General features: G+C 60.0%; 19 protein-coding genes and 1 tRNA gene. 12 read left to right on the top strand and 8 right to left on the bottom strand.

The window, feature by feature from the left end:
* Nucleotides 1-91: 91 nt before the first annotated feature.
* The 4 genes from ACQY7R_RS03120 (at nt 92) to ACQY7R_RS03105 (ending at nt 5,308) form a co-directional block, all read left to right on the top strand.
* Nucleotides 92-2,050, top strand: coding sequence for a beta strand repeat-containing protein (locus ACQY7R_RS03120; RefSeq protein WP_428304140.1), 1,959 nt, complete (start codon nt 92-94; stop codon nt 2,048-2,050).
* A gap of 114 nt (nt 2,051-2,164) precedes the next feature.
* Nucleotides 2,165-3,763 carry a PQQ-dependent sugar dehydrogenase gene (locus ACQY7R_RS03115; protein ID WP_428304139.1) on the top strand — a complete coding sequence of 533 codons (1,599 nt, stop codon included), beginning with the start codon at nt 2,165-2,167 and terminating at the stop codon, nt 3,761-3,763.
* A gap of 39 nt (nt 3,764-3,802) precedes the next feature.
* Nucleotides 3,803-4,822: a DUF1559 domain-containing protein gene (locus ACQY7R_RS03110; protein ID WP_428304138.1), complete on the top strand. Its 1,020-nt coding sequence runs from the start codon at nt 3,803-3,805 to the stop codon at nt 4,820-4,822.
* Between the two features lie 327 nt (nt 4,823-5,149).
* A complete protein-coding gene (locus tag ACQY7R_RS03105; protein ID WP_428304137.1) occupies nt 5,150-5,308 on the top strand; it encodes a hypothetical protein in 159 nt (52 codons plus the stop codon).
* Nucleotides 5,309-5,687: 379 nt separating this feature from the next.
* On the opposite strand, the gene ACQY7R_RS03100 is transcribed toward ACQY7R_RS03105, so the two are convergent.
* On the bottom strand, nt 5,688-7,958 hold the full coding sequence (locus ACQY7R_RS03100) for a CotH kinase family protein (RefSeq protein WP_428304136.1): 2,271 nt from the start codon (nt 7,956-7,958) through the stop codon (nt 5,688-5,690).
* A gap of 93 nt (nt 7,959-8,051) precedes the next feature.
* Here ACQY7R_RS03100 and ACQY7R_RS03095 point away from each other — a divergent pair, with 93 nt between their 5' ends.
* Nucleotides 8,052-8,501: a hypothetical protein gene (locus ACQY7R_RS03095; RefSeq protein WP_428304135.1), complete on the top strand. Its 450-nt coding sequence runs from the start codon at nt 8,052-8,054 to the stop codon at nt 8,499-8,501.
* Nucleotides 8,502-8,690: 189 nt separating this feature from the next.
* On the opposite strand, the gene ACQY7R_RS03090 is transcribed toward ACQY7R_RS03095, so the two are convergent.
* Nucleotides 8,691-9,332 (bottom strand): DUF4145 domain-containing protein, encoded by a 642-nt coding sequence (locus ACQY7R_RS03090; protein WP_428304134.1) that lies wholly within the window; start codon nt 9,330-9,332, stop codon nt 8,691-8,693.
* Between the two features lie 122 nt (nt 9,333-9,454).
* On the opposite strand from ACQY7R_RS03090, the gene ACQY7R_RS03085 reads away from it, so the two are divergent.
* Together ACQY7R_RS03085 and ACQY7R_RS03080 are read left to right on the top strand one after the other, a co-directional pair.
* Nucleotides 9,455-9,799, top strand: coding sequence for a hypothetical protein (locus ACQY7R_RS03085; protein WP_428304133.1), 345 nt, complete (start codon nt 9,455-9,457; stop codon nt 9,797-9,799).
* Between the two features lie 25 nt (nt 9,800-9,824).
* Nucleotides 9,825-10,286 carry a hypothetical protein gene (locus ACQY7R_RS03080; protein WP_428304132.1) on the top strand — a complete coding sequence of 154 codons (462 nt, stop codon included), beginning with the start codon at nt 9,825-9,827 and terminating at the stop codon, nt 10,284-10,286.
* A 365-nt stretch (nt 10,287-10,651) separates the two neighbouring features.
* On the opposite strand, the gene ACQY7R_RS03075 is transcribed toward ACQY7R_RS03080, so the two are convergent.
* Both ACQY7R_RS03075 and ACQY7R_RS03070 read right to left on the bottom strand, forming a co-directional pair.
* Nucleotides 10,652-10,846, bottom strand: coding sequence for a hypothetical protein (locus ACQY7R_RS03075; RefSeq protein WP_428304131.1), 195 nt, complete (start codon nt 10,844-10,846; stop codon nt 10,652-10,654).
* 175 nt (nt 10,847-11,021) lie between these two features.
* Nucleotides 11,022-12,104, bottom strand: coding sequence for a PEP-CTERM sorting domain-containing protein (locus ACQY7R_RS03070; RefSeq protein ID WP_428304130.1), 1,083 nt, complete (start codon nt 12,102-12,104; stop codon nt 11,022-11,024).
* 283 nt (nt 12,105-12,387) lie between these two features.
* On the opposite strand from ACQY7R_RS03070, the gene ACQY7R_RS03065 reads away from it, so the two are divergent.
* From ACQY7R_RS03065 to ACQY7R_RS03050, 4 genes are all read left to right on the top strand, one after another.
* Nucleotides 12,388-12,684 carry a hypothetical protein gene (locus ACQY7R_RS03065; protein ID WP_428304129.1) on the top strand — a complete coding sequence of 99 codons (297 nt, stop codon included), beginning with the start codon at nt 12,388-12,390 and terminating at the stop codon, nt 12,682-12,684.
* Nucleotides 12,651-12,860 carry a hypothetical protein gene (locus ACQY7R_RS03060; protein WP_428304128.1) on the top strand — a complete coding sequence of 70 codons (210 nt, stop codon included), beginning with the start codon at nt 12,651-12,653 and terminating at the stop codon, nt 12,858-12,860. The genes ACQY7R_RS03065 and ACQY7R_RS03060 overlap by 34 nt, the downstream gene beginning before the upstream one ends.
* A 16-nt stretch (nt 12,861-12,876) precedes the next feature.
* Nucleotides 12,877-13,170 (top strand): hypothetical protein, encoded by a 294-nt coding sequence (locus ACQY7R_RS03055; RefSeq protein ID WP_428304127.1) that lies wholly within the window; start codon nt 12,877-12,879, stop codon nt 13,168-13,170.
* Between the two features lie 403 nt (nt 13,171-13,573).
* Nucleotides 13,574-14,734, top strand: coding sequence for a tyrosine-type recombinase/integrase (locus ACQY7R_RS03050; RefSeq protein ID WP_428304126.1), 1,161 nt, complete (start codon nt 13,574-13,576; stop codon nt 14,732-14,734).
* A gap of 72 nt (nt 14,735-14,806) precedes the next feature.
* Here the strand turns inward: ACQY7R_RS03050 and ACQY7R_RS03045 are convergent.
* Together ACQY7R_RS03045 and ACQY7R_RS03040 are read right to left on the bottom strand one after the other, a co-directional pair.
* Nucleotides 14,807-14,880: transfer RNA gene (locus ACQY7R_RS03045), tRNA-Arg, on the bottom strand.
* A 226-nt stretch (nt 14,881-15,106) separates the two neighbouring features.
* A complete protein-coding gene (locus ACQY7R_RS03040; RefSeq protein ID WP_428304125.1) occupies nt 15,107-16,411 on the bottom strand; it encodes an MFS transporter in 1,305 nt (434 codons plus the stop codon).
* A gap of 342 nt (nt 16,412-16,753) precedes the next feature.
* On the opposite strand from ACQY7R_RS03040, the gene ACQY7R_RS03035 reads away from it, so the two are divergent.
* The gene (locus tag ACQY7R_RS03035) at nt 16,754-19,039 is read left to right on the top strand and encodes a DPP IV N-terminal domain-containing protein (RefSeq protein WP_428304124.1); all 2,286 of its coding nucleotides are present in this window, start codon (nt 16,754-16,756) and stop codon (nt 19,037-19,039) included.
* An 18-nt stretch (nt 19,040-19,057) separates the two neighbouring features.
* On the opposite strand, the gene ACQY7R_RS03030 is transcribed toward ACQY7R_RS03035, so the two are convergent.
* Nucleotides 19,058-21,175 carry a hypothetical protein gene (locus ACQY7R_RS03030; RefSeq protein WP_428304123.1) on the bottom strand — a complete coding sequence of 706 codons (2,118 nt, stop codon included), beginning with the start codon at nt 21,173-21,175 and terminating at the stop codon, nt 19,058-19,060.
* A gap of 154 nt (nt 21,176-21,329) precedes the next feature.
* The gene (locus ACQY7R_RS03025; RefSeq protein WP_428304122.1) at nt 21,330-23,027 is read right to left on the bottom strand and encodes a pilus assembly protein TadG-related protein; all 1,698 of its coding nucleotides are present in this window, start codon (nt 23,025-23,027) and stop codon (nt 21,330-21,332) included.
* Nucleotides 23,028-23,030 lie beyond the last annotated feature (3 nt).

Genomic DNA, 23,030 nt, shown 5'->3' with positions numbered 1-23,030 from the left:
AAGTGAATAAGAACGGGAACGACCGAGCGAACGGGGCACACGACTTTTCACGATCGAGACGTAGATACCACACACGTAGAGGGAGTAGGCGATGAACAAGATACTCTGGCGAATGAGCTGCTTCGCGGCGGCATTGAGCGCGATGGCGGCGGGGCAAGAGACTCACGGGCAGACCAACGCCGCCGCAACGGGCAATTGGTCGACTCCCGGAACTTGGGACAACGGACTTCCTGACGTCGCCAAGGCCGCGTTCGTCAACGGCGGTCGCACGGTCACTGTTTCAAATTCAGGCAATGTCACAAATCAATTGGACATTGGAACTATCGCCGGACAGACCGGCGGCGTTTCAGTAACGGGCGGCGATTTGACGATCTTCGACGCAGATGGAGTGACGGAGCCCAATCTCCCCTCCATTCGCTTGGGAGTCGTAGCAGGTTCAACCGGCAATTTCACGCTGTCTGATGGTTTGGTCTACATTGACGGCGCGAACCCTAGCGGTTTCGCTGTCGGCGATCTCTTGGTTGGAGATAACGGCGACGGCAATTTCACAATGACAGGCGGCGAACTGAACGCCCTGGATGAAATCGTCATTGGCACGCAAACGACGAGCACCGGCGTCGCCACGATCAGCGGCGGCAATTTTCATACGAGCGGTCGCAGCATTCTCGTAGGCTTCAATGGCAACGGTACGCTCAATGTCAGCGGAACGGCGACTGTAACTGCCAACTTTGACATGCTGCTCGGATTTGGCCAGGGCAGCGTGGCCCACTACAACCAAAGCGGCGGCACCGTTACGGCCGGCTTGCTTTTCACCAACTTCCGCCCGAGCGGCGATCCTTCCGCCGATACCGTCGTGATGACGCAAACTGGCGGCGTCTTCAACACCCGCATCGCCTACGTGCTAGGCCAAGGCGAGGGGACGACGACGATGAATCACAGTGGCGGAACAATTAACGCGATGCAGGGGAACGGCGATTTCGTCGTGAGCGACGGCGGCGGCAACACGACGACCTACAACCTCAGCGGCTCCGCGCAAGTCAACGCATCGGGCAACGTCATCATCGGCACTTTCGAAGGCGCCAACGGTACCATTAACCAAACTGGCGGCACGCTCACCGCTGTGAACAATCTGCGGATCGGCGCCGATGGCGTCGGCGCTTGGAACCTGAGCGCCGGCACGGTTAATACGAAGAACATCTTCCTCGGCGACTTCGATAGCAGCTTTGGGACGATGAAGGTATCAGGCGGCGTCTTGAACCTCTCCGGCGACCTTAATGTCGGCGGAGCGCTGGCAAGCAATGCGCCGCCCGTGCCAGGACGGCTCGAACCGAGCGAAGCCAACGGGCCCCAGGGGCAAGCGCTTGACGCCAACGGCACCTTCATTGTGCAAGGGACGGCTGGCGACATTAACGTTAGCGGTAACCTGCTCGCCAACCCTGCGGACAAGGCGGCTTTCCGCAATGGCCCGGGCCAACAGAACGACTCGATCTTGCGGTTCACGCTCGGTACGACCGGCATCAGCACCATCACCGTCGGCGGAATCGCTGATCTCGATGGCGCCGTGATCGACATCGACGATGCGGCCAATTACTTTGCCGCCAATCCCTCGGCCTCATTGACGCTGATCGACGCTGCTGGCGGGTTCGGGAATGTCTTCACGGCGACGACGGCTGAAGCGGCCGGCAACGGTCGCGGTTTCTCGTTCGCTGCGGGCGATGCCGCGCTCTACAGCCTTGCCATTCAACCGAGCGGCGGCGGCGAAAAGCTTGTGCTTACCAAGTTGGCTGGCGGCGGACTCGCGGCCGACTTCAACCACGATGGCGCCGTGAACTCCCTAGATCTCACCATCTGGAAAGGCGCCTACGGCTCAACGGTCGCGGGCGACGCAAACAACGACGGTCGCACCGATGGGGCCGATTTCCTGATTTGGCAACGTCAGTTCGGCACGACTCCAGCAGCGCCTGCCGCAGCGGCTGTGCCAGAACCGGCGAGCGGCGCGCTTATCGCCATCGGATTGGCCGGTTTAGCTGGGCTCCGTCGCCGTAAGTAGGCGACCGCCCTCGGCGTTTTGATTTGGGCGCTTGGTTGGGGATGAGCTGAGTCCGGGAGGCGTGAATCGTGTTCGCGCCGCTCGGACGCCCCACTGTAACTGGTGATTACGTTGATGAAGCAAACCGCTCGACTGCTCGTCGCCGCAACCGCCGTCTTGCTGACGGCTGGGGCGGCGTGCGCTCAGCAACTCACGAGCGCTCCGCTCGTGCAAGCGAACTTCACCGGCATCACACAAGTCGGCTCGGGCATCGGCAACCCGACGCAGATGGCGTTTGGTCCCGACGGCAAACTTTACGTCGCGACATTCACCAGCGGCATCAAGCGTTACGACTACAGTCCGACTGGTGGCCTGACGAACGGCGTCACCGTTTGGTCCCGGCCGAACGACAATGCGGCTGGACAACTCAACGGTTCACTCGGAATCGCGTTTCATCAAGATGCGAAGCTCGGAACCGTGATGTATTTCTCGCCGGCAGTAAGCAGTAATTTCAATCCGACGCTCAACCGCATCCAATCGATCGTCCGGCTCACTGACAGCAATGGCAACGGTTCCTGGGGAGAGACGGGCGCTGGCGAGGTCAATCAGGCAATCGTCAACAATCTTCGCGTCACCGACCTCCATCAAACGAATCAACTGCTGATTGCCGGCGACACGCTTTACGTCGGCATTGGCTCGCGGACGCGCACCGGCGGGCAAGTGAGCGAGTACGGCGGATCGCCCAACGTCGACGATGGTGAGTTCGCTTACACCGGTTCGATCAACTGGATTCGCGATCTCAAAACGCTGAGCGGCAACACGACGACGCCCAACGTTGCGGGCTTCACGATCAACCAGCCCCACACAAACACGCAGCCGTTCACATCGACGGATCCGGGCAAGCTGACCGTTTATTCAACCGGCTTCCGTAACGTCTTCGGGCTCGGCATGGACGAAGACGGTCAGCTGTGGGCGACGATGAACCAGAACGAGAATCCGCTCAAGCCGGACGAGATTCACCGTAGCAACTATCACGACGACCACGGCTTTCCGAAGATCAACGAAGTTAGCGGCGACTGGAAGCAGAACCAAGCGGCAATCAACGCCGGGTTCTTCCAGGCTTTCAAGGAACCGGTAGCCACGTTGGGGGACAATGCGTCGGCCAACGGGCTCGACTTCACTGATCGCAACGGCGCTTACGACGGCTATGCATTCACGGTGCGGTTTTCGCTTGGTAGCGATCTGCTGGCGGTGAACCCGCGCACCGGAGCGGTTCAGACGATCGCCACGAGCTTCGCCGCGCCGATTGACGTGCTTCGCGACCCGGCGGGAAACTTGTTGGTGGCAACGCATGGCGGCGGCGGGCAAGTCTTCCGCGTCGGTCTCACAGCCGGCAACGGCGTCGCGCTCGGCGATCTCAACTTGGATGGCGTCATCAACGCCGCCGACTGGGGGCTGCAGCGATCAAACTTCGGGGCCGACTTGTCGATGAGGACGCCGCTGCAAGCATTGAGCTCCGGCGACCTGAACGGCGATCTGAAGAACGACGAACTCGACTTTTCGCTCTTCAAGGCGGTGTACGAAGAACATCACGGCGCGGGCTCGTTCGCCGCGATGCTGCAGGTCCCCGAGCCGAGCGGAATCGCCTTGATGGCAGCGGCCGCCGGCAGCGTCGCACTATGCCGCAGCGGCTCGTCAACGCGTCGCGCGTACCATTCCTCATTCAGAATCTAATCAGCACAACGCAGCGTTGGTTGTTATGGAGAGACAAAAATGCGTCATGTGAAGAATTCGCGGACCGCAGGTTTTACGCTCGTGGAACTGTTGGTGGTGATCGCAATCATCGGCGTTCTAGTCGCGTTGCTGTTGCCAGCAGTGCAAGCCGCACGTGAGGCAGCAAGACGCTCTCAGTGTACGAACAACGTCAAGCAAATGAGCCTCGCTCTGTTGAACCTCGAGAGCACTCACAAATATATGCCCCAGGCGGCCGGTTACTTTCCCGGCGAAGATAAAGCGAGAATCTCCGAAACTCCCGGTGCGGTGTTCGACTCGCAGTTGAGAAAATCAGGGCCCGCAAATCTCGGCAGTCTCCTGTACTTCCTGCTGCCGCAGATGGAGCAGCAGCAATTGTACATGTCGATGACTGGCTGGACTCAGCGAAACTTCATGACTGGCGTTGTGATACCGCCGCCAGCCGCCTACATCTGTCCCTCAGAAATGAGTGCTGGCGCTGAAAGCATCGTGCGTCCCGAAGATGGCGGAAATGGCTGGGGCGGCGGCAACTACGTCGTCAACGTTCAAGCGATGAATCACTGGTGGAAAAGTTCGAGCCAACCATCCGATGGAACTGGCGGCGGCGTCTCGCCAAGCCAGCCAAATCCATTCACCCACCCAGAACTTCGGCACATGAGCGACGGAACGAGTAACACTGCCGTCTTCGCTGAGCGCTATGCAATTTGTCCTGGCCCCCCGCGTGGCGATTTCGGACGAACGCATTGGCTTGGCACTCCCGCCACGAAATACGATTCGCTTTTTGCTTGGAACACGAAGTACGTTGCGGAAAATGCTCCTGCGGTCGTCCGAAATCAGGATATATTCGCGGGAGTTGGAGAAGTCCCGGAAATTGCCCCGACTTACGAAGGTTGCACTCCAACTCGTGTGCAGACCGCGCACGCGACAATGAACGTCGGCATGCTCGATGGAAGCGTTCAAAGCATTAGCGGCGATATCGACTACGTCGCTTGGCGCGCCTACATACTGCCACGCGACGAAGGATCGCTACCGCCGAACTGATCATTCGACGCACAACGCGGGCGGCTGTTGTTGCCTGTATGGCAGCAAAGTTATCAATAGATGTTGAATGGAGAAATCTGAGCCATGATGCAGACGGCAAGCTTAAGCAATCGGCTTTGGATCGCGTCGCTAGCTATTTGCATCAGTGGATGCGGCGGCGGCCCCGCCCCAGATCCCAATCGATCCATCGTGTCAGGAGTAGTGAGTCTTAACGGCAAGCCGCTGCCAGCGGGCAATCTAACATTCAAGTCAAAAGATAGCCCGCTGGCTACGCAAATATCCATCCAGTCAGAAGGACGGTACTCAACAGACCGAGCTCCGCTGGGAATGAATCTCGTCAGCGTAGAAACGGAATCGCTAAAGTACGGAAGTCCTGCACTGTTCACCGCGATTCCAGCGAAGTACACCGAATACGCCACGTCGGGACTGCAAGTGGAAGTTAAACCTGGCGCCAACGAGAACGTCAACTTCGACCTAAAACCGTAAGCAGGCTGCTCACACGCCGCCATCTCTCCAAGCGGCGCCTCGTCCCCGCGACTAACGCCTCTGGATAGCTTCGGCGTCTGCATTGGCGGCCGCGGGCGTCGAGGATTCCTAGGCTCGGCGAACTTCAGCTCGGTCCTCTGCGAGCTGGTGAAGTTTCGTCGCTCTTCTGGTTCATTTCTCTACCTGTCTGCGAACTTGATCGCAGAATCGGGAGCCAAGCTCCCTTCGCTGGGGTCTGTTTGTGCGGATCGTTGCTGCGCAATAAATGCGCCTACGGATTGAGGAGGCGGTGTAAATGAGCGACAGCATCAAATTTCCGCAGCACGCTAACTGCTGAGTAGCGCGGCAAGCAAGGTACGCAGAGTTTAAGGCAGTCGGTTTATCTGCTGTCGGAACTATGGATTTCGGCGCCTTCGGGATAGCCCAAGAGATAGCGTCTCCGTTCAAGCGCGAAATCCCTCAAGCTTTGCTTATGAGGCTTGCCGTCTGCACTGTCCGCTGATGGCAGGCCAACGCTTGCGGCGAATTCTTCCCAGGAGCTAAGCTTGCGGGTGTCGGCTTTCACGTCGTCGGCGATGCGGGACGACAGGACGGCGACGTCGGGACCGAGTTCCGTCCAGTCGAGCGAGTTTTCGGCGATCGTGCGTACGTTGCGTAGATATCGCTCACGCAGTTTCGGCACGGCGAGCAGTTTGCTTCGCAGGGGTTTCGTCGAATCGTCCATGCCGATCAGCGGATCGAGGTCATAGCCGTTGCCCTGGTTGGCTTGGCCCTCGCCGCGCGGCGGCCCGTCGGGGCGGCGTTCGCCTGGACCGCCGGGGCCACCCGGGCCGCCGAATCCCGGTCCGCCCATGCCGCGTCTTCCGCCGCCGGGTCCGCCCATGCCGGGACCGCCGCCCATGCCTGGGCCCATCGGCCGCTGGAACGCCTCGTTCATGTCGTGCGGAATGAGATGAAACTTGCCGCCGGCATCGCGAAGGATGCTGTAGTCGCTGGCGCGAATCCAGTAGCCGTCGGAGTTGATCAGGGCGTTGTCGAGCGCTAGGAACCAGAGCGTGCCGTCGATATCAAGAATCGGCTCGAGGGCCGCTTCCAATTGGTCAGGCGGCGTTTGGTTGAGCGTGCGACAGAGGTCGATGAGCGCCTGCCAATCCTCGTCTTTGTCGCCCGACTTGATCTGGTAGGTTCGCTTGTAGTCTTCCACTTTATCGCCGACGTACTCCAGACCCGCGCGGGCGCCGGGGTTGCCGCGCACCTTCCACCGCGCGCCGTCTTGGCCGAAGTTTTCTTTCGCGAACAGTTTGTCGAACTGCTGGGCGTTGACGTACAGGCCCCAGCTTTCACCGTTGATCACCACCTTCACAAAATTTGCTTTCGGCGCGGGAATGTGTTCGCGGGCCATCTTCGAGTAGAGGGCCGTGTGGAGAAACGTCGGATCTTCGTGTGAGTTCAGTAGGTTAAGGGTTTTCGATCCGAGCAGGCGCTGTTCGGCGTTAGCCAGGTCGATGGATACATTGAGCGAGCGCTTTGAACCCTTGGGGATCATCATGAACGACGACATGCCGCGGAAGCTGACGCCGACGTTGGGGTACTCGACGCCGTCGACGGTGAGCTTGGCCGGCACCTCGACGTCGGTCCCGTGGAAGGCTTCGAGTTCATCCTCCCAGTCGTCGTTGTCGAAATCGAGGAATAGCGTCCGCACGACGGCGAGATCGTACAGCGAGGCGTTGGAGATCGGTGCGACGTCTTCCTTCGCCACATGCGGGCCGGGCGTGCCGGGTTCCTGTGAGTGGCCAAAGCCGAATCCGCGCGGCGGTCCGCCGGGACCTGCTCGTGGGCCTCGGCGGTTGGATTGGTGCGACTTACGCGCCTCTTTCCGCTCGGTTTGATTGAGCCAGCCGTCCTTATTGGCGTCGAACTTGTCGACGAGTTTCACTTCCTCTCCGCCAGGCCCGAAGCCAGGAGGGCCGCCGAAGCCCATCGAACGAGGAAACTCAAAGGGCGTGCCGACGAGCGTTTTCCACTGCGTTTGTTGATCGTCGCTAAGAGCAGCGGTCACTTGCGGCGAGAAGGGCTCGACGGGGGCTGGCCCAAAAGTCCCTCCCAAGACGCCGCGCAACTTGCCGAGTTGATCCTCAGTGAGTTCGAGAGACTTGGCGATCTCGCGCCACCTGGGGGAGCGCATCCCTTCGCGCTGCAGTTGTAGTTGCTCGAGGCGTTCTCGCTGTGGTTGCTTCAACAGGCTTTGAAGGTGTTCGCTGGCTTGGTCGTGCAGCGAGTCCATCCTCTCGCGCATCGCTTCAAATCCTGCCTCTGGCGGCGCAGGTTGCTCTGAGTTGCTATCCGCGAAAGCCTGCTCGAAGGTCTTCGCCATTTCGCCGCGCGTCTTTTCGGTTAGCTCGTCAACTGCGACTTGCTGCTCCTCCGATAGGGAAAGCTCGGCCTGGACCTCTCGCATGCCAATGAGGTCGATCAAGCTCCCTCCCATGCCGGGCGGCGGCCCGAAGCCTCCGAACGGCGGGGGCCCGCCAAAACCGCCAGGGCCGCCTGGTCCGCCGAATGGAGGTTGCGGCGGCTGAGCGTTCAACGTCGCCGCCGCTTTCGCGAGTAACAGTGCCAGAATGACGTGCGTCAGGTGAATCGCTCTCATATTTATCCCGTCGACTGGGTTTGAATCTCTACGCCTTGAACACCTTGAACTTGATAGAGTTTTGCTACGAGGGCGAACAAATCCGCTTCGGGCTTGATTCGCGCGATCATTCCGGGCGAAGCCGCGGAAACGTCCCACGTTCCGGCTGGGGCCGTACCCAACGCCCATCCGTCCGCCCCATTCGTTGCCACGCCGTCGTTGCCGCAAGCAGCGACCGTCCCGCACGTCGCCACGCCGAGCATCGACTCGATGCAACAGCAGCTGGCTAACTTGGGGCTGAACCAACATCAGCTTGGCGGCGGAGTGCCCAGCGGCACATTCTTCCAAGACGTGTTCGAAGTGGCCCGCGACGCGATGATGGAAAAGGTGCGAGCCGCTCCGCGTCAGTTTGACGATCAGTTCGGACCGACGACCGACGATCGACGAAGCGACGAAGCGACGAAGCGACGAAGCGACGAAGCGACGAAGCGAGGGAGCGAGGGAGCGAGTCAATGCGGCCATCGAAGGCGTGCAAGAGTTCATCGGTCAGGACAAGGTCGGTAGCTCTATGGCGACTTTAGACGCTTCGTACGCGGCTCAACAGTTCGGAGGCCGAAGCCGTGAAGTCGATTTGCTGGGACAAATTGCCCGTGCGAGCGAGAGCACCGAAAGGCTTATCCGCAACGGTGAGTGGGGGATTCTGATCGTCTAATCCCGGGAGCCAGTCACGCCGCATGGATGTGGCGTGGATGGCTACTTATCACGATTCGCAATTCCGGCGAGCTTATTAGGCGGCAACGTACCATACATCTCACGAATAACTTTCGGGTCGGTGATCATCTTCTCGACGATGAAATTCACCAGTTTGAAAAGAATTAGAGCGGTTTGCTGGTCGTCGCGAATATCGAGTTCACCAGGATGAACGCATTCATTCCCTATTACGCGAACCGTGTCTAGGGCTTCCTGAACGCCCGGCGGGAGACCTCTAGCGACCATCGCCTTGATGTCTTCATTAATTTTGTCGCCGGATTCGCCGAGGTGGATGCAAAGCTTCTGAATCGATAAGCGCAGAAGCGCGGCTGCACCACGCGGTGAACGCCCCACGATGTCGCGGGCTTCCAAGTAGTCAATGGCGATGTCCGCAGGCATGTCGGGGCTGGGAAGTGGCGCGGTTGAAAGGTTCGGGAAGATCAATGAGCCGTTGTGCCAAATACCGACCTTGTTGCAATTTGCGCACCGCGATCCGTCAAACTTACCCGCGGCATTTGGAAACTGCGCCGCATGGCCGCCTTGATTTCGCATCAACACACCGTTGAACATTTGGTGTGCGAACGCACCGCAATGAGGGCAGTTGAACGCCGACGCGCCGAATGTCGGCGGTTGATAGTTTGTCATAACGATCCTTTGGCCGGGTCTCAAACCATCCCCCAATCTACCGCCCGCCTGCCTCCAATCCAACAACCAGATCCGCTATAATGGCTTCCCGCCAAACCCTCTCTTCCTCCCTAGGCAGAGCCATGACCGTTGAAAGTTCTACGCAATCCGGCACTGGCGACAGCAAGGAAAGTTCGCCGACCGTCTCGCCTTCATTGGCTGCATACAACATCGTTACGGACGTATACACCGGCGTTAACTTCCGCCGGAGAGACAACATACTGCAAGCCAAGATCGTATTCGCCACCGTTGTTGCGGCGTCGGTCGGCGGAGCTATTCTCGCCGCAATGAACCCGCGGTGGGACCTGCCGTGGTACGGCGGCGCGTTGATAGGCTCATTCTTGGGTTTAGTCGTGGGAATATTCGCCAGCGGAATTTTCCTGATGATTTACCGGGCCGTTCGCCACCTCAAGGGAAAACACGACTAACCCCGAATCCCAGATGCTCAAAGCTATGCGATATACCTTGGCGGCGATTTGCCTTGCGGCGAGCGTGAGCTGCTTGGCGTTGTGGTGGCGTAGCTACTACCACCGCGACGTTTTGGTCGGTCCCGGTCCGATGCCGCACAAGTTCGTAATAGGGGCCGAATCTTGCGAGGGCTACAGTACGGTGCGATTCATTACACCGCAAACTGCTCCCTCTGGAACGAAGGTCGCGTGGCTATACGAGAGTCGCGAGCCGTCGACTACAGAACGCGATCGATTCCTTCAATTCGTAGGGAATAGCGGCCGCTTCATTTGGCATGACGATACCGAATATGGCAAAGGCATGCTCTTCCCCCTCTGGTATCCCGCCCTAGTCTTCGCACTCGCCGCCGTCGCGGCGATTCGCATCGGCCGCCAATTCACGTTGCGGTCAGCGTTGGCGGGCATGAGCGTCGTCGCCGCGTTGCTGGGGATGGTAGTGGCGTTGTAGGGCTTACAGGTAAGCGTCAGCTTCGGAGATTGCAACCATTCTTATCTGGCCGTCGCAAGTCGACGAGAGCGAATAGTATTGCTCGCATGAATTGCAGTAGCCGGTCGATCGCCCCAGTTCCGGCGATCCAAGTGACTCAATCGTCGATTCACACTCTGGGCAGCAGTAAACGCTGTCAGGCATTGCGAACGCTCCAGCCTATCGAAAAGATGGATTCTCAGACGAGAATAACCAGTCTAGCACGTTCGACTGCGGACTGCATTAAGAACCCGTCATTGAACCAACTGTGGGCGAGCGCAATCGACCGCGAGTGACGGCAGCCTCGTGTTGTCACGTCAGCACCGCCTATAAGCGTCCGTAAACTGCTACCAGAAGATCGGGTGGCTATCGAGCCACTTAATGCCGGCCTGCGAAATGACGGCCGCTGAGTTTTCGAGAACCAGCAGCGATTTACCTAGGAGGCTGCGGACCGTTTCGTCTTCGACGGCCGCGAAGCTGTTGAACTCGCGCAGCCAATTCAGCATTGCGAATTCGTCATCGCTGAGTTCGATTCGTGACACCTTACATCGTTCCATACGTCCCTTGCGGGCGTCTAAGGGGGACGATGATTGTATGGGGCGGGACAGAGGTGGCAATCGCCACTTACGCTAGCTTGCGGAATCGCAATAAAAAAGACCGTCGCCAGTCCCCCTAGAAACTGGCGACGGTTTGGTTAGCAGTGTTACGCCGCGGACGTTAGCTCACTCGCTTGCGAGCAGCGAAGCCGAGCAGCAAAGCCGCGCTGCCAAGGGCCAACGACGTGGGCTCAGGTACAGCACCGACGAATACGACTTGGCCGGCCGACGTGCGGAATGCCAGCCCATTGTCACCGAAACGTGTGAGACTTGAAGCGGTTCCGCTGACCGGCGAAACCGTATCAGTTTGAAGCAGCGTGAGAGTGCTGAGCGAATAGGCGCGAAGCGTCTGCGTCGTTCCTGACGATGCGACCGTGAAAAACTTATTCCCCGCAACATCAATGACGAAGCTCTGACCCGCTTGAAATGACGCAAGCTGGATGCCGAGCGATCGGCTGTAGATTTGACCGCGGTCATTGAACAGCCGGTCGCCCACAATTGCAATTCGACCGATATTGCTGCCGTTCATAATCCCCGAGAGCGATGACGGCCCAGAAGTGACGATTCCGTTGGGGCCAATCGTCATGGGGACATGGTCGTAGCTGGAAATGGTATTTTGATAGCCGTACGCCTTTGTGCCATCTGTTGGATCAACGGCGATGATATCGGGGCCGCCGACGCCTACCCCGTGGCCAACTTGATTGGGAAGCAAGACACCGTTTTCATACACCACGGTTGCGACCGCTGGCGGACTAGTGCCGGGGTCGTACTCGTGGAACAGCACCGCGTTCGGTCGCCCTGGCACTCCATAGATTTCACTAATCCTAGGCCCGCCGGAGACAGCGAAGAATTGGTCGGTTGACGCACTCGGCACGTTGTACCGCTGCACTGCCACGTCACCGCCGATGACGGTAAACAAATTCGCGCCGTTACTAGAAACCGCGATTTTTCCCGGATTGAAGCCGATGGGGATGCCTGTACCCAACGTCGCCGTATTCGGATTGATCGGCATCAGAGTGTTGGGGAAAGTTGCCGAGGTATCAGGCAACGACGCATACACCATTCCGCTTACCGACGAGTATGCCAAGTCACGGGCAGGCAGATTGACGGTCTTGAAACTCACGGCTGCCGCTGACGCGAAACTGCAGATCGCAAGCGTGAGACTTACACCGGCGGCGCAACGGCGGATCATGTTCAACTTCATTAGACTGGTCCTGTGAGGAGATAGGAGATTGACGCCACGGATGGCATGTATGCTCCGTTATCGTAGGGCGATTCTCACGGGCCCGTCAATTTGCCAGTTCTTGGCAGGTGAACGATCGACCTAAACTGCCCATCGGGCGCCCGTTACCTATGGGCGCCCGCCGCCCCAATGGGCGCCGTCTCCCCGCCTAACCATCTACCAGTTCTGGTATTCCACTCTATTCCGACGCGCGTATATTGGGCGCCCGTTCTCGCGACCCAATAATCACACCAGCGAGTCGGAAATGGAAATCTGCAAGCTCCGCGGCTTCTCGCCGCAGACCCAGTGGCGTGAAGCTCGCCAGCAATTCGAGCAACGCCACTCCCCGCCAACGCTCATCGCCCGGATGGAGGCGTTGGCGCTCGACGACTTCGAACGCCTCTGCGGCGAGCCTTCGCTGCCAGACGTGCCGAGCATGGTCGACGGCTTCATTGAAGCCCTACGCCTTGAAGGCGTCGACCGCGTGTCTCTGGCAATCTACCGCGAAGCCGTCGAAGGGGTGGTGCAATGGGCGACTCAACGCCTCAAAGCGGCGGCGTGAACTTCACGTCGCTCGGTTGGTTCACGCTCGCCACCGCTCGGAAGCTACTCGGCGACGAAGAATACCACCAGCTGCGCGAAGCGATTCAGTTCAAGGAAATTCGCATCACGCGATTCGGCAACGAGTATTTGCTCGACCACGACGACTGGTTGGCGTGGGTGGCCCGGGCCGCGTAGCTGCTACAATGCGGCTATGGGATTGAAGATTCAATTCAACCTGCGATTCATGCTGTTGGCGGTTGTGCCGTACTTCGCCGTCTTAGGGCTAGTACCTGCGATCGTTGAACTGCTCATCACGGATGAGTCGATGCAGCGAGGCACGCCCTCATTTGAAGACGTTAGTTGGCGGGTGTACCTGAAACGTTTAGCACTCGTGACTTACACCCTCAGCCTGTGTTATTGGCTGACGGTTCTCTACGCCTGCGTTTACATTCGTCCGCTTCGCAGGTGGATCACTAACGAATCCGACGCCGACCGACCGGAGTAGGTTTCAGGGGGACCACCCCTAAAGGTTCGATTCCTGTCGTCGCTACAGTTCGAGTCCTCCGGGCGCACGGGTTGTACACCGACCAGGAGTCGAACCTCCAATCGTAACGGCCAATCTGGTCACACCGCTGCCGGCGGCAGGATTTCGCCAGAGACCTTCCCCTTTGGCCCCTGCCGCCGGTTTCTCCTGGCCGATGAGAGGGAATACCGGCGGGGCTATTGGCGCCGATTTATCCGAAAACGACAATGCCAGCCTCGAAGCCTCCGTGGCAAGTCACCTTCACCCCGTCTAAGCGAGTCAGCCCGAAACCCATCGACCGGCGTGCGTTCGCCGTAAGGCCCGCAAGGCGGCTGACTCCGCCTGACAACGCCGGTCGATGGGTTTCGGGATGGAGTGTTTCCCGATGAAACGTGCATGGGTTTTCCAGAACACGAAGCAGAAAGCCAAGCTTGGCGATAAGTGCCCGTGGTCCGTTGGCTGGTACGACCCGGCCGGGAAGCGGCGCGAAAAGGTAATCGGCGCTAAGACCAACGCCGATCGCTACTGCCGCAAGATTGAAGGCGAGATGGCGGCGGGCGTCTACGGCGATAAGAAACGGGTGAAGTGGGAAGAGTTTCGGAAGCAGTTCGCCGCGGACGGTCTGACGGGCCGCGCGGAGGGAACCGTTCGTGAGTATCTGAACGCGCTCGATTCATTCGAGCGAATCATCAAGCCCGTTTACATGGATGCAGTGACGACCGCCGCAATTGACGCCTTTGTTTCCGCTCGCGCGAAGGAACCCGGTCGCCGTCGCATTCCCAAGTCGCAAGCGGCCGGCGCGCCGCCGAAGCACAAACGCCGGAAAGCCCTGAAGGACACGCCGACCACTTCACCGGCGACGATCAACAAAGAGCTTCGGCATTTGAAAGCGGCATTCAAGAAATCCGTTGAGTGGGACCAACTCAGCCAAACGCCAAAGATCAAACAGCAGAAGCTTGAACAGAACGACCCCTACTTCATCGACGATGCCACCCTTGAGTTGCTGTACGATGCCTGTGGCACTAGGGAACGTCCGGCGGAACGTCATTACGCGGCGGCGGATTGGTGGCGGGCGCTCCTGTGCTTCGCCTATATGACGGGTTGGCGGATCGGTGAAATTCTCGACCTGAAGCGAGCCGACTTGGACCTGGAAGCCGGCGTCGCGGTGGTTGCGGCCGGCAGCACCAAAGGTGGTCGCACGGCCCGTATCGAGCTACACCCGGCATTGATTTACCAGTTGAAGACTATTGCGGGCATGCATGAGAACGTCTTTGATTGGCCGCACCACAAGCGAACGCTTTGGGACGAATTTGCAGCCCTGAAGAAAGCTGCCGGCGTCGAGTTCCGGGGGGCTTTCCATCGCTTCCGATTCGGCTTCGCGAATGCCAACGTCGACAAGCTAGACGCCGATCTCTTGCAACGTCTTATGCGGCACCAAGACCCGAAGACGACGCAGATTTACATCAACGCTGCCCAGCGTATGAAAAGGGCAGGGGTAGCTGAGAAGCTCCACGCGCCAGACTTCCTACCGAGAGAGGCAGGTTGAAGGTGGAGGGTTTTTGGAGGGTCAAGATTTTGAACTCACTCCGAAATCGACGTAAGTCCTTACGTCGTAAAGTACACCCCACAGGAGTCGAACCTGTAACCTTCGGATTCGTAGTCCGATGCTCTATCCAATTGAGCTAGGGGTGCAACCTACGGCACTAACACAACTGCCGGGAGGCAGTCGCGTTTCGCGCCATCGCTGCAAGAAATACCCAGGCCTTGATCAGCCTCTAGCGTCTCTCGCAGATGAGTTAGTCTATCAACTTTCGGAGGCCCTTCTAGGGGGGCGAGGCTGCTCAATTCGCTAGTTTTCTCGGCCCGAAAGGCCCGTATGCCGTGGTTGAAGCGGTGGTAACGCAAAAACCTGCGGAGTTCAGGCGCCGATCATCGGTTCGCCAGCGTCTACCGCGGCTTCGGCGGCGGCTGGGAGGCTGATCTCCTCGGCGGAAACTGGGGTTCCGTCGGCGACGCGCAGGCGGCCTGCCAGCCAGAGGCTCACGAGCGTCGCGGCGGCGGCGATCCAGCCGACAGTGCCGAAGTGCTGGAGTGGCTCGCCCGGACTCTGCGCAACGATCTTTCCGCCAAGAGACGCGCCGATGCCGCTGGCAATGTGCTGGACTGATGAATTGGCGCTGAGGAAGCCGCCGCGGCGGCGCGGCTCGACGCTGCTGGTGACCATGGCCATGGCGGGAATCATGCGGCCGACGTTGCACATCATCAGGCCGCCGAACACCGCGAGCGCCACGATCATGGGAACGCGGGGCAGGTGCGTGATCACCACCAGCAGCACCATTGAGAACGGCGCGATCACCCGATAAACGGCCAGCTTGCCGAACCGATCGGCGAGCCTACCGACGACCGGCGCTGTCACGAGGGTGAGCGCGCCGCCGGCGAGGTAAGCCAGCGAAAGCTCTTTTTCGCTGAGGCCGACATTCGAGACCAAGTAGGGACTTAGGTACGGAAAGACGGTGAAGCTGCCGATCATCAGCGTGACGATCAGCGTGAACGCGCGTATGTGGTTGCTGTGGGTGAACGTTTCGGCCAGCGATCGCAGCGGATGATCGTGCGACTTACCGACGTGAGCATCGAGCGGCGGCAACGCTGCCGGAGTCAGCAAGAGTGCAGGAACACCGGCGGCTGCGAGCACGAAGAAGGGGATGTGCCAGCCGTACTCAGTGCCGAGGTATTGGCCAAGGGGCACGCCGGCGACCGATGCGATCGCAAAGCCGGTCATCAACGAGCCGGTGGCGCGGCCGCGGCGTTCTTCAGGGAAGACGTCGCCGATGATGGCCATCGACATCCCGCCGATGATGCCGCCGAAGGCGCCGGTGACGATCCGCGCCAGCACTAGCCAGAAGTAGCTCGGCGCCAGTCCGCAACAGAGCGTCCCGATGAGAAACCCCGCGTTGAGCACCATGAACGTCGTACGGCGCGCGAAGCGATCGACGATTGACGACGCGACCAGCCCGGCGGCGCCAGCAGCGAAGGTGTATGAAGAAACGATCGTACCAAACTGGCTGGGGTTGATTCCCAGCGTCCGCATCAGCTGCGGCCCGAGCGGCATCACGATCATAAAGTCGACGATTGTCGTGAACTGCACGGCGGCCAGGATTAGCACGACCAAGCGTTCACGGCGCAAATTGCTTGGCGAATTCAACTCCGCCCCGGCGACTTCCATTGCTTGCCTCGTTCCCACTGCTGCGAATCCGCGCCAGTATGCTGGCCCTCTGATGCGGAGAGCCCATTGTAGGCGCTGGTGGAATTCTGGTTGAGGACTTGACCTGAGCGATAGAGGTTCGCGGTCCTTCTTTGCGGCGATTGTCCGCAGGTTGCGGCAGGCCGAACCCATTTTTAAGTCTGAGCGCGAGGGCTCGATACGAGGCGACCGCTTGCGCAGAAGCGGATCAAAACCGTCTGAAAAACACCGACTGTCGGCGTTGCGGGTGGCTAGAATGCCGGCTTGAGCCGTTATGGCCGCGGGGGCTGGTAGTTTAAACGTCTGGGCTGGTTGATGATCACGATGATGCGATTACAAGTGCGTAACATTTTTGGGAGCCGTCGCTTGGCAGCGGCGATGGCGGCAATCGCCGCGATTTTCTGGGGAGGTTCCGTGTCACTTCATGCTGAACCAGCCGACTGGACCGCCGATTTTCTGCAGCGTTACGCCGAGACGTACCGCTTCACGCACGGGCGGCCCGCAGCGATTGCATTGACGCCGCAACAAGATGCCATTCTCTACTTGCGTTCGGGGCCGCGAAGCTTCGTTCGCGACTTGTACTCATTCGATCCGACGACCGGCAAGGAAACGGTTCTTGCCACAGCGGACAAGCTGCTGGGCGGCGGCGAGGAATCGCTCACGCCGGAGGAAGCCGCGCGTCGCGAGCGGATGCGCGTCGCGGCTCGTGGGATCGCGTCGTTTCAGCTGTCGAAGGATGGCGATCAGGTGCTGCTGCCGATTTCAGGGCGGCTGTTCGTGCTCAATCGCAAGAATGGGAAGGTGGAGGAACTAAAGAGCGATGCCGGCGATCCGCTCGATCCGCAGTTCTCGCCAGATGGCAAATCGATCGCCTGCGTCCGCGATGGCGACCTCTATGTCATGAATGTGGAGACCGGCGCCGAGCGTCGGCTGACGACGGGAGGCGGCGGGTTAATCTCCCACGGGCTGGCAGAGTTTGTCGCCCAAGAAGAAATGAACCGGATGCACGGTTTTTGGTGGTCGCCCGATAGCAAGGAGATCGCCTACCAAGAAACCGATGAGACCGGGGTCGAGGAACTATTCATTTCAGATCCGGCGAACCCAAGCAAACCGCCGCAGAGTTGGCGCTACCCGCGGCCGGGGCGTGCGAATGCCGCCGTGCGGTTGGCAATCGTCTCAGTTGCGGGTGGTAAGCCGCGACAGGTCGAGTGGGACCGCGAGCAGTACCCTTACCTCGCGGCAGCCGACTGGGCGAAGGGGGCACCGTTGACGATCGTCGTGCAGAATCGCAGGCAGACCGAAGAACTGATTCTTGCGGTCGATGATCACACGGGAGCGACGCGCGAGCTACATCGCGAGCGCGATGACGCCTGGTTGAATCTCGTTGATGAGATGCCGCGTTGGATCGATGACGGGAAGGCGTTTCTATGGATGACCGAGAGGGAAGGGGCCTGGCAACTCGAGCTGCGCGAGCGGACCGGCGATTTACTGGGAACGCTCACGACTCCTGAGTTCGGCCTGCGCGGCATCGTCGCGGTGCACGAAGATCGGAACGAAGCGATTGTCGCCGCAGGTGAGAACCCGACGGAAGTGCAACTCTATCGAGTTTCGCTTGATCCAAAGAAACCCCATGCTGAGCGCATCACGACGGAGCCAGGAATCCACGGCGGCGTCTGGGCTGCGAACGGCGGCGACCTCTATGTGCACTCGTTTGGCAATTTGCTGGGCGAGAGCCGTCTGGATGTTCGCAGTCGCGACGGGGAGAAAATCGGTGCGCTGCCGAGCGTGGCCGAAGCTCCCGGATTCGTTCCGAACGTGACGATCGAACGCGTCAGCGCCGATCCTGAACTCTACGCGGCCATCACGCGGCCGCTCGACTTCGAAAAGGGTAAGCAGTATCCGGTCATCGTCAGCGTTTACGGCGGGCCGCACGCGCAGACAGTAGTCAGCAATTCAGCGAAGTATTTGTTCGACCAATGGCTCGCGGAACATGGCTTCGTCGTGGTATCGATCGATGGCCGCGGCACGCCGTCGCGCGGGCGCGAATTCGAGCGGGCGATTCACGGCGACTTCATCACGCTGCCGTTAAAGGATCAGATCGCGGGGCTAAAGGCCCTGGCGAAGCAGCATCCTGAAATGGATCTTGATCGCGTGGGCATCCACGGCTGGTCGTTCGGCGGCTACTTTACCGCGATGGCGTTGTTGCAACAGCCCGACCTCTTCCGTGTCGGCGTCGCGGGCGCCCCCGTGGTCGATTGGGCCGATTACGATACCCACTACACGGAACGTTACCTTGGCCTCCCCGACGAGAACGTCGAAGGTTACCGCCACAGCAATGTGTTGACGCACGCAGATCGCTTAAACGCGAAGCTGTTGTTGGTCCACGGCACGGCCGACGATAACGTTTACTTCCAGCACAGCGTCAAGCTCGCCGATGCCCTGTTCCGAGCAGGGCAGCCATTCGAGTTCTTGCCCTTGCGAGGGCTCACTCACATGACGCCCGAACCGCTGGTGAACGAACGGCTTCATGAGCGGATGATCGACCACTTCCAACGCCATCTACAGCCCCAGGAAGCTGCGGCAAAGGATACGTCTTCGAGCGAGAAGTGATTCCGCGACGCAAACGCGTTAAGGAGCGGTCGGCGAAGGCGCGCTCGGCTTGATTTCGTAAGTCCCATCCGCGCGACCGGTGACATCAACAATCTGGTCGTGCAGATACACTCTCGTCACGGTGAGTTCGGGCCAGCCTTGCGGCAATTGCGGTCGGACGTTGCAGCCATCCACCGTTGGTTCGAAGCCCAAAAAGCCGTAGAGCATCACTTGCGGTACGAGGATGCTTTCGAAGAACTCGTGATCGAGTCCCAACCCGCCGGCGACGTTGCCCCCCTGTTGGGTACCGCGGGCGGGATCTTTGGCGTAGTAGCGGCGATATCCCCCTTCCGCTTCGACTTCTTCAAACCACTTGGCGATCTCCGCCAACCGCGCCGCAGCTGCATCGGGGCCACCGGTTCGCAGTCGCGCCATCAAGTCGTGGTACGAAAAGCCCAGCACGGCGCCGCCGTCCTGTACTTGGTTTCCCCACGGGACGTCTTCAGGATTCGACCAGACCCAAGAGTAGTAATCGAGATTTCGCCGCGTCGTCGAGCGCGGCCCGAATCGCCAGTGGTAAACGTCTGGCCCAGTCGACGTGTCGTCTGCGACGATCCGCTGGCCGCTGATCCAGCCGTTGATCGACTCAGCTTGTTCGGGCGTTGCGAAACCATGATAAATCGCTTCATTGTTGAGGAACGTGAATCCATAGTCGTGCAGGACGCCGTCAAGGTCGCGCGTGCCGAACCGACCAGCCGCCGCGTTCCAGAATCGTTCGCCGCCGTACGCCTTCACCTCTTCCGCGTGGCGGCGGAGGTCGTCGGGATCGTAGGCTGCCAGTTGTGCGTCGCTGGGGATTTGCCACTCTGGATGCTTAAGGATCGCTTCCTCTAGCGCCGCCAGATCGCGAAGCGTGTCGTAGTAGTAAACGGTTGCGAGGGCGTCTTCGCCGCCGAACGGTAGCAAATCCCAGTAGTTGCTGCCGACGCCCTCGCCCGGCACGACAGTCTTCGTCCCACCGGCGACACGGACGCCGCTGCGGCCTTCATGGCCGGGCCAGGTGGTGTAAATGCACTTTCGCTCGCGGGTCTGGAACTCGCGCTCCACGAACTTCATCGCGGTGCGAATCCGTTCAATTTGGCTTTTCAGAAATTCAACATCGCGCGTCCAGACGAAGTAGTCGTGGCAGCCACGAATGAAGTTGAGGTTGTTGATGTTGTGCCGGGTGTCGACGGCGGTGTGAATCGATTTGAAAAGCACCGCCGCCGGTCCTTGATTGCCAAAATTGATCCGCAGTCGCGTGACCGTTCCTTTCCACTCGGCGTGGCGGTAGAGCGCCGCCATCGTCCGTGTTTCGCGTCCCTTCGCGTCGACGTTTCCTCCGTCACCGAACGTTCCCTCGGCAGCGGTGAACGCCAATTGCCGCTCGCTCGACCACTCGGGCGCCGCTTCAGTGGTCCATTCCACGTACGGCTTGGCGCCATTGAGGCCGGCTGCCCACCAGTTGATTCGCAGCCAAGGAGACAACGCCGCGTTGATGGCGAAGGGGGGCGTCGTCACCGTCGCGTCTGGTTGCTCCAGCATCACTGGCCAACCTTGGGGCGTGATGGCTCCGCCAGTTCCGCGTTCGATCCGCCAACCCTCGGCAGTCGCAGCCGGTCCCTCGTAGCCGCCGCCGACGCCGATCGGAGCAAAGTGCCATCCGACCCCGCCCGCGTGCATCCAAAATGGAAACGGCCACCCCTCGGCATGCGCCGGACCATCATGCTGCAGCGTGTGGACATACCCGTCGTCGTTGAACGAACGACTCGACAGGGCGTCACGCCAGCGTCGACGCATCAAATTGAGTGCGTCGTTCGTCTCGGCCACGGCAGTCGTCGGCGTCCCGACGCCGACCGCTGGCCACAGCGTCGACTTCACCATCCACTCGTCCCACAACGGAATCAGCGGAACCGCCGGAGCATAGTGCAGCCAGAACAACCGGCGGACCGTTTCCATCTCGTGCTCGGCGCCCGGCACCACGAACCGAGGAAAGTCCGCGGGCGGCTCAGCGTGAGCACGCAGCGGCGACGCGAGCAGCGCGCCGAAGGCGCACAGCGAGCCAACGACGCCTAGAAGACTCCCAGCACCGAATATTCGTAGTCCCAACGTCTGCATGCAACGCTCCATCGAGGTGAGGTCTGCCAACTATTGTGGCAGACCAGTCCCGATGCGGCGAGCCGCAGCTGAACGCGTCGCGAGTTACGGATCGACGTAAATGATTGCAGATCTATCTGTTCAGGCTGCGATGAGGTTCACGGGAGAGCCCACATCACTCGACGAGAAATACATCGCGCGCCGCGGGAAGTTTTTTCGTTGGCGCCAGCGTCGTGTCGCCGACCGTCAACACGCGCATCGTTCCGCAGACGAAGCGCATGTCGTACGTGCCGAGGCCACTCAGAAAAATGACGTGCCCCCACTTCGAGTAAATCGAGCCCGAGATCGCGCCCCCGCCGAGCAACTTTAAGCCGCTGACGATAATGGGACGCCGATCGATGCGACGCTGATAGATCAGCATGCCGTCGAACGGGCTGCTGGCGTTTTTCAACCCTGCGATCGTCGAACCTGGCAGTAAGGGCGCGAGCAGCACGCTGGGCAACACGCTGCCTAGCAAGTTTGCCGGCGTCGCAGTCTGGCTATCCGAGGCGTCGGGCGAGCCAGTCGCTGCGTTGTAGGTGGGCGATTCGGTGATGTAAAACATCACGCCGTCTGCCTTCACCCAGCCGCCCACGACGCACAGCGACATTTGCGTGATGGGGCTACGACTCCGAATGATGTAGACGCCGGGATTGAACTTCACTTCGCCGAGCGAGACGATCGTGAGCGAATCGTAAACGCCCGGGTTGAGCGTCCCTGGATTGAGCAAAACGGGATCGAGCAAGGGCTGCAGAATGCCTTGCAACAGCGCTGAGAGCGATCCCAGCACCGGTCCCAGAGAAACGAGCTTGATCAGCACTTTGTGCCCGTTTTGCGTCGCGCCCGCGATCGTCGGCTGCGGGAGGTCTTTGTAGGGGTCGGCAACGGCCAGCCGGTTGGCCTGCAACGGATGCGAGCCGCCGTTTGCGAACGCGCCGTAATTGTTTTTTGCATCGACGCCGCCGACGACGCGCAGATCGCGCGCGAGTACCTTTGTCGTCGCGATCACCGGCATGCAGGCGACGCCATAAGGCAGCGGCGAGTTAATGCCTGTCGTCTTGCCATGCTCGTCTTTGCCGCCCCATTTGGTGTTCACCAAGATCGCGCCGTCGACCTTGAGGCGGCCGAGCCCTTCAACTTCGAAGCCCGCAGTAAGCGTGGGCAGCGCTGGCAGCGTCAGATCGCCGAGGAGGCTTGGAAGGACGCCGTTTAACGCGGTGACGATGTTGTTGCGTAGCGTATTCAGCAATCCACCCAACCCGAGGGGCGTCAGCAACGAATTTAGCGGCAGTTGGTTCACTAGTGATGCGAGATTGATGTTCGCGACAATCGTCGCGGCGCTCGCCACAGAGATTCCGGAGGGATTCGGATCGAGAATCACGATCGCCGCTTCCGCCGTCGCGTCGCGGACTCCGGCCACCGAGCGGACGTGCAGCTTTCGATTGACGACGCCCCCCAGCACGGGCATCAACCGCGTTTGGTACTGCGACTCGGAGACGACTTCGACGTAGTTCGAGTTGCCCGCGAACGGCCCCTTCGTTGGCGGAATATTGACGGTAACGTTCGCACTGGCCTTTTCGTGCGCGACGCGGACGGCGTCGGTTGCCGCGGAGCGGGCGGAAGTCGTCCCGTGATTCAGCCGCAGTTCCGTGGCCGCGGTCGTCGCGCCGGCGTCGCTAGCGTGTTGCAAGTCGCGGTACTGGTCCATCATCATCCCGCCGTCGATGACGAGACCCACGATCCCGATCAGCACCGGCAGCAGCACGGCCAGCAGGACGAGCACGTTGCCGTTACGACAGGAAGTCTGTTTTACGCGAGCGGTCACGGCGTTCATGGT

The organism is Lacipirellula sp. (assembly GCF_965279485.1).
GTDB lineage: Bacteria > Planctomycetota > Planctomycetia > Pirellulales > Lacipirellulaceae > Lacipirellula.
The sequence above is the reverse complement of the archived record's forward strand: the minus strand, read 5'-3'. Positions and strand labels throughout refer to the sequence as shown.

Bases quoted from the DNA above. Each gene is read 5' to 3' on its own strand.
- ACQY7R_RS03120 (WP_428304140.1), top strand. From the start codon at position 92: ATGAACAAGATACTCTGGCGAATGAGCTGCTTCGCGGCGGCATTGAGC.
- ACQY7R_RS03115 (WP_428304139.1), top strand. From the start codon at position 2,165: ATGAAGCAAACCGCTCGACTGCTCGTCGCCGCAACCGCCGTCTTGCTG.
- ACQY7R_RS03110 (WP_428304138.1), top strand. From the start codon at position 3,803: ATGCGTCATGTGAAGAATTCGCGGACCGCAGGTTTTACGCTCGTGGAA.
- ACQY7R_RS03105 (WP_428304137.1), top strand. From the start codon at position 5,150: ATGAATCTCGTCAGCGTAGAAACGGAATCGCTAAAGTACGGAAGTCCT.
- ACQY7R_RS03100 (WP_428304136.1), bottom strand. From the start codon at position 7,958: ATGAGAGCGATTCACCTGACGCACGTCATTCTGGCACTGTTACTCGCG.
- ACQY7R_RS03090 (WP_428304134.1), bottom strand. From the start codon at position 9,332: ATGACAAACTATCAACCGCCGACATTCGGCGCGTCGGCGTTCAACTGC.
- ACQY7R_RS03085 (WP_428304133.1), top strand. From the start codon at position 9,455: ATGACCGTTGAAAGTTCTACGCAATCCGGCACTGGCGACAGCAAGGAA.
- ACQY7R_RS03080 (WP_428304132.1), top strand. From the start codon at position 9,825: ATGCGATATACCTTGGCGGCGATTTGCCTTGCGGCGAGCGTGAGCTGC.
- ACQY7R_RS03070 (WP_428304130.1), bottom strand. From the start codon at position 12,104: ATGAAGTTGAACATGATCCGCCGTTGCGCCGCCGGTGTAAGTCTCACG.
- ACQY7R_RS03065 (WP_428304129.1), top strand. From the start codon at position 12,388: ATGGAAATCTGCAAGCTCCGCGGCTTCTCGCCGCAGACCCAGTGGCGT.
- ACQY7R_RS03060 (WP_428304128.1), top strand. From the start codon at position 12,651: ATGGGCGACTCAACGCCTCAAAGCGGCGGCGTGAACTTCACGTCGCTC.
- ACQY7R_RS03055 (WP_428304127.1), top strand. From the start codon at position 12,877: ATGGGATTGAAGATTCAATTCAACCTGCGATTCATGCTGTTGGCGGTT.
- ACQY7R_RS03050 (WP_428304126.1), top strand. From the start codon at position 13,574: ATGAAACGTGCATGGGTTTTCCAGAACACGAAGCAGAAAGCCAAGCTT.
- ACQY7R_RS03040 (WP_428304125.1), bottom strand. From the start codon at position 16,411: ATGGAAGTCGCCGGGGCGGAGTTGAATTCGCCAAGCAATTTGCGCCGT.
- ACQY7R_RS03035 (WP_428304124.1), top strand. From the start codon at position 16,754: ATGATGCGATTACAAGTGCGTAACATTTTTGGGAGCCGTCGCTTGGCA.
- ACQY7R_RS03030 (WP_428304123.1), bottom strand. From the start codon at position 21,175: ATGCAGACGTTGGGACTACGAATATTCGGTGCTGGGAGTCTTCTAGGC.
- ACQY7R_RS03025 (WP_428304122.1), bottom strand. From the start codon at position 23,027: ATGAACGCCGTGACCGCTCGCGTAAAACAGACTTCCTGTCGTAACGGC.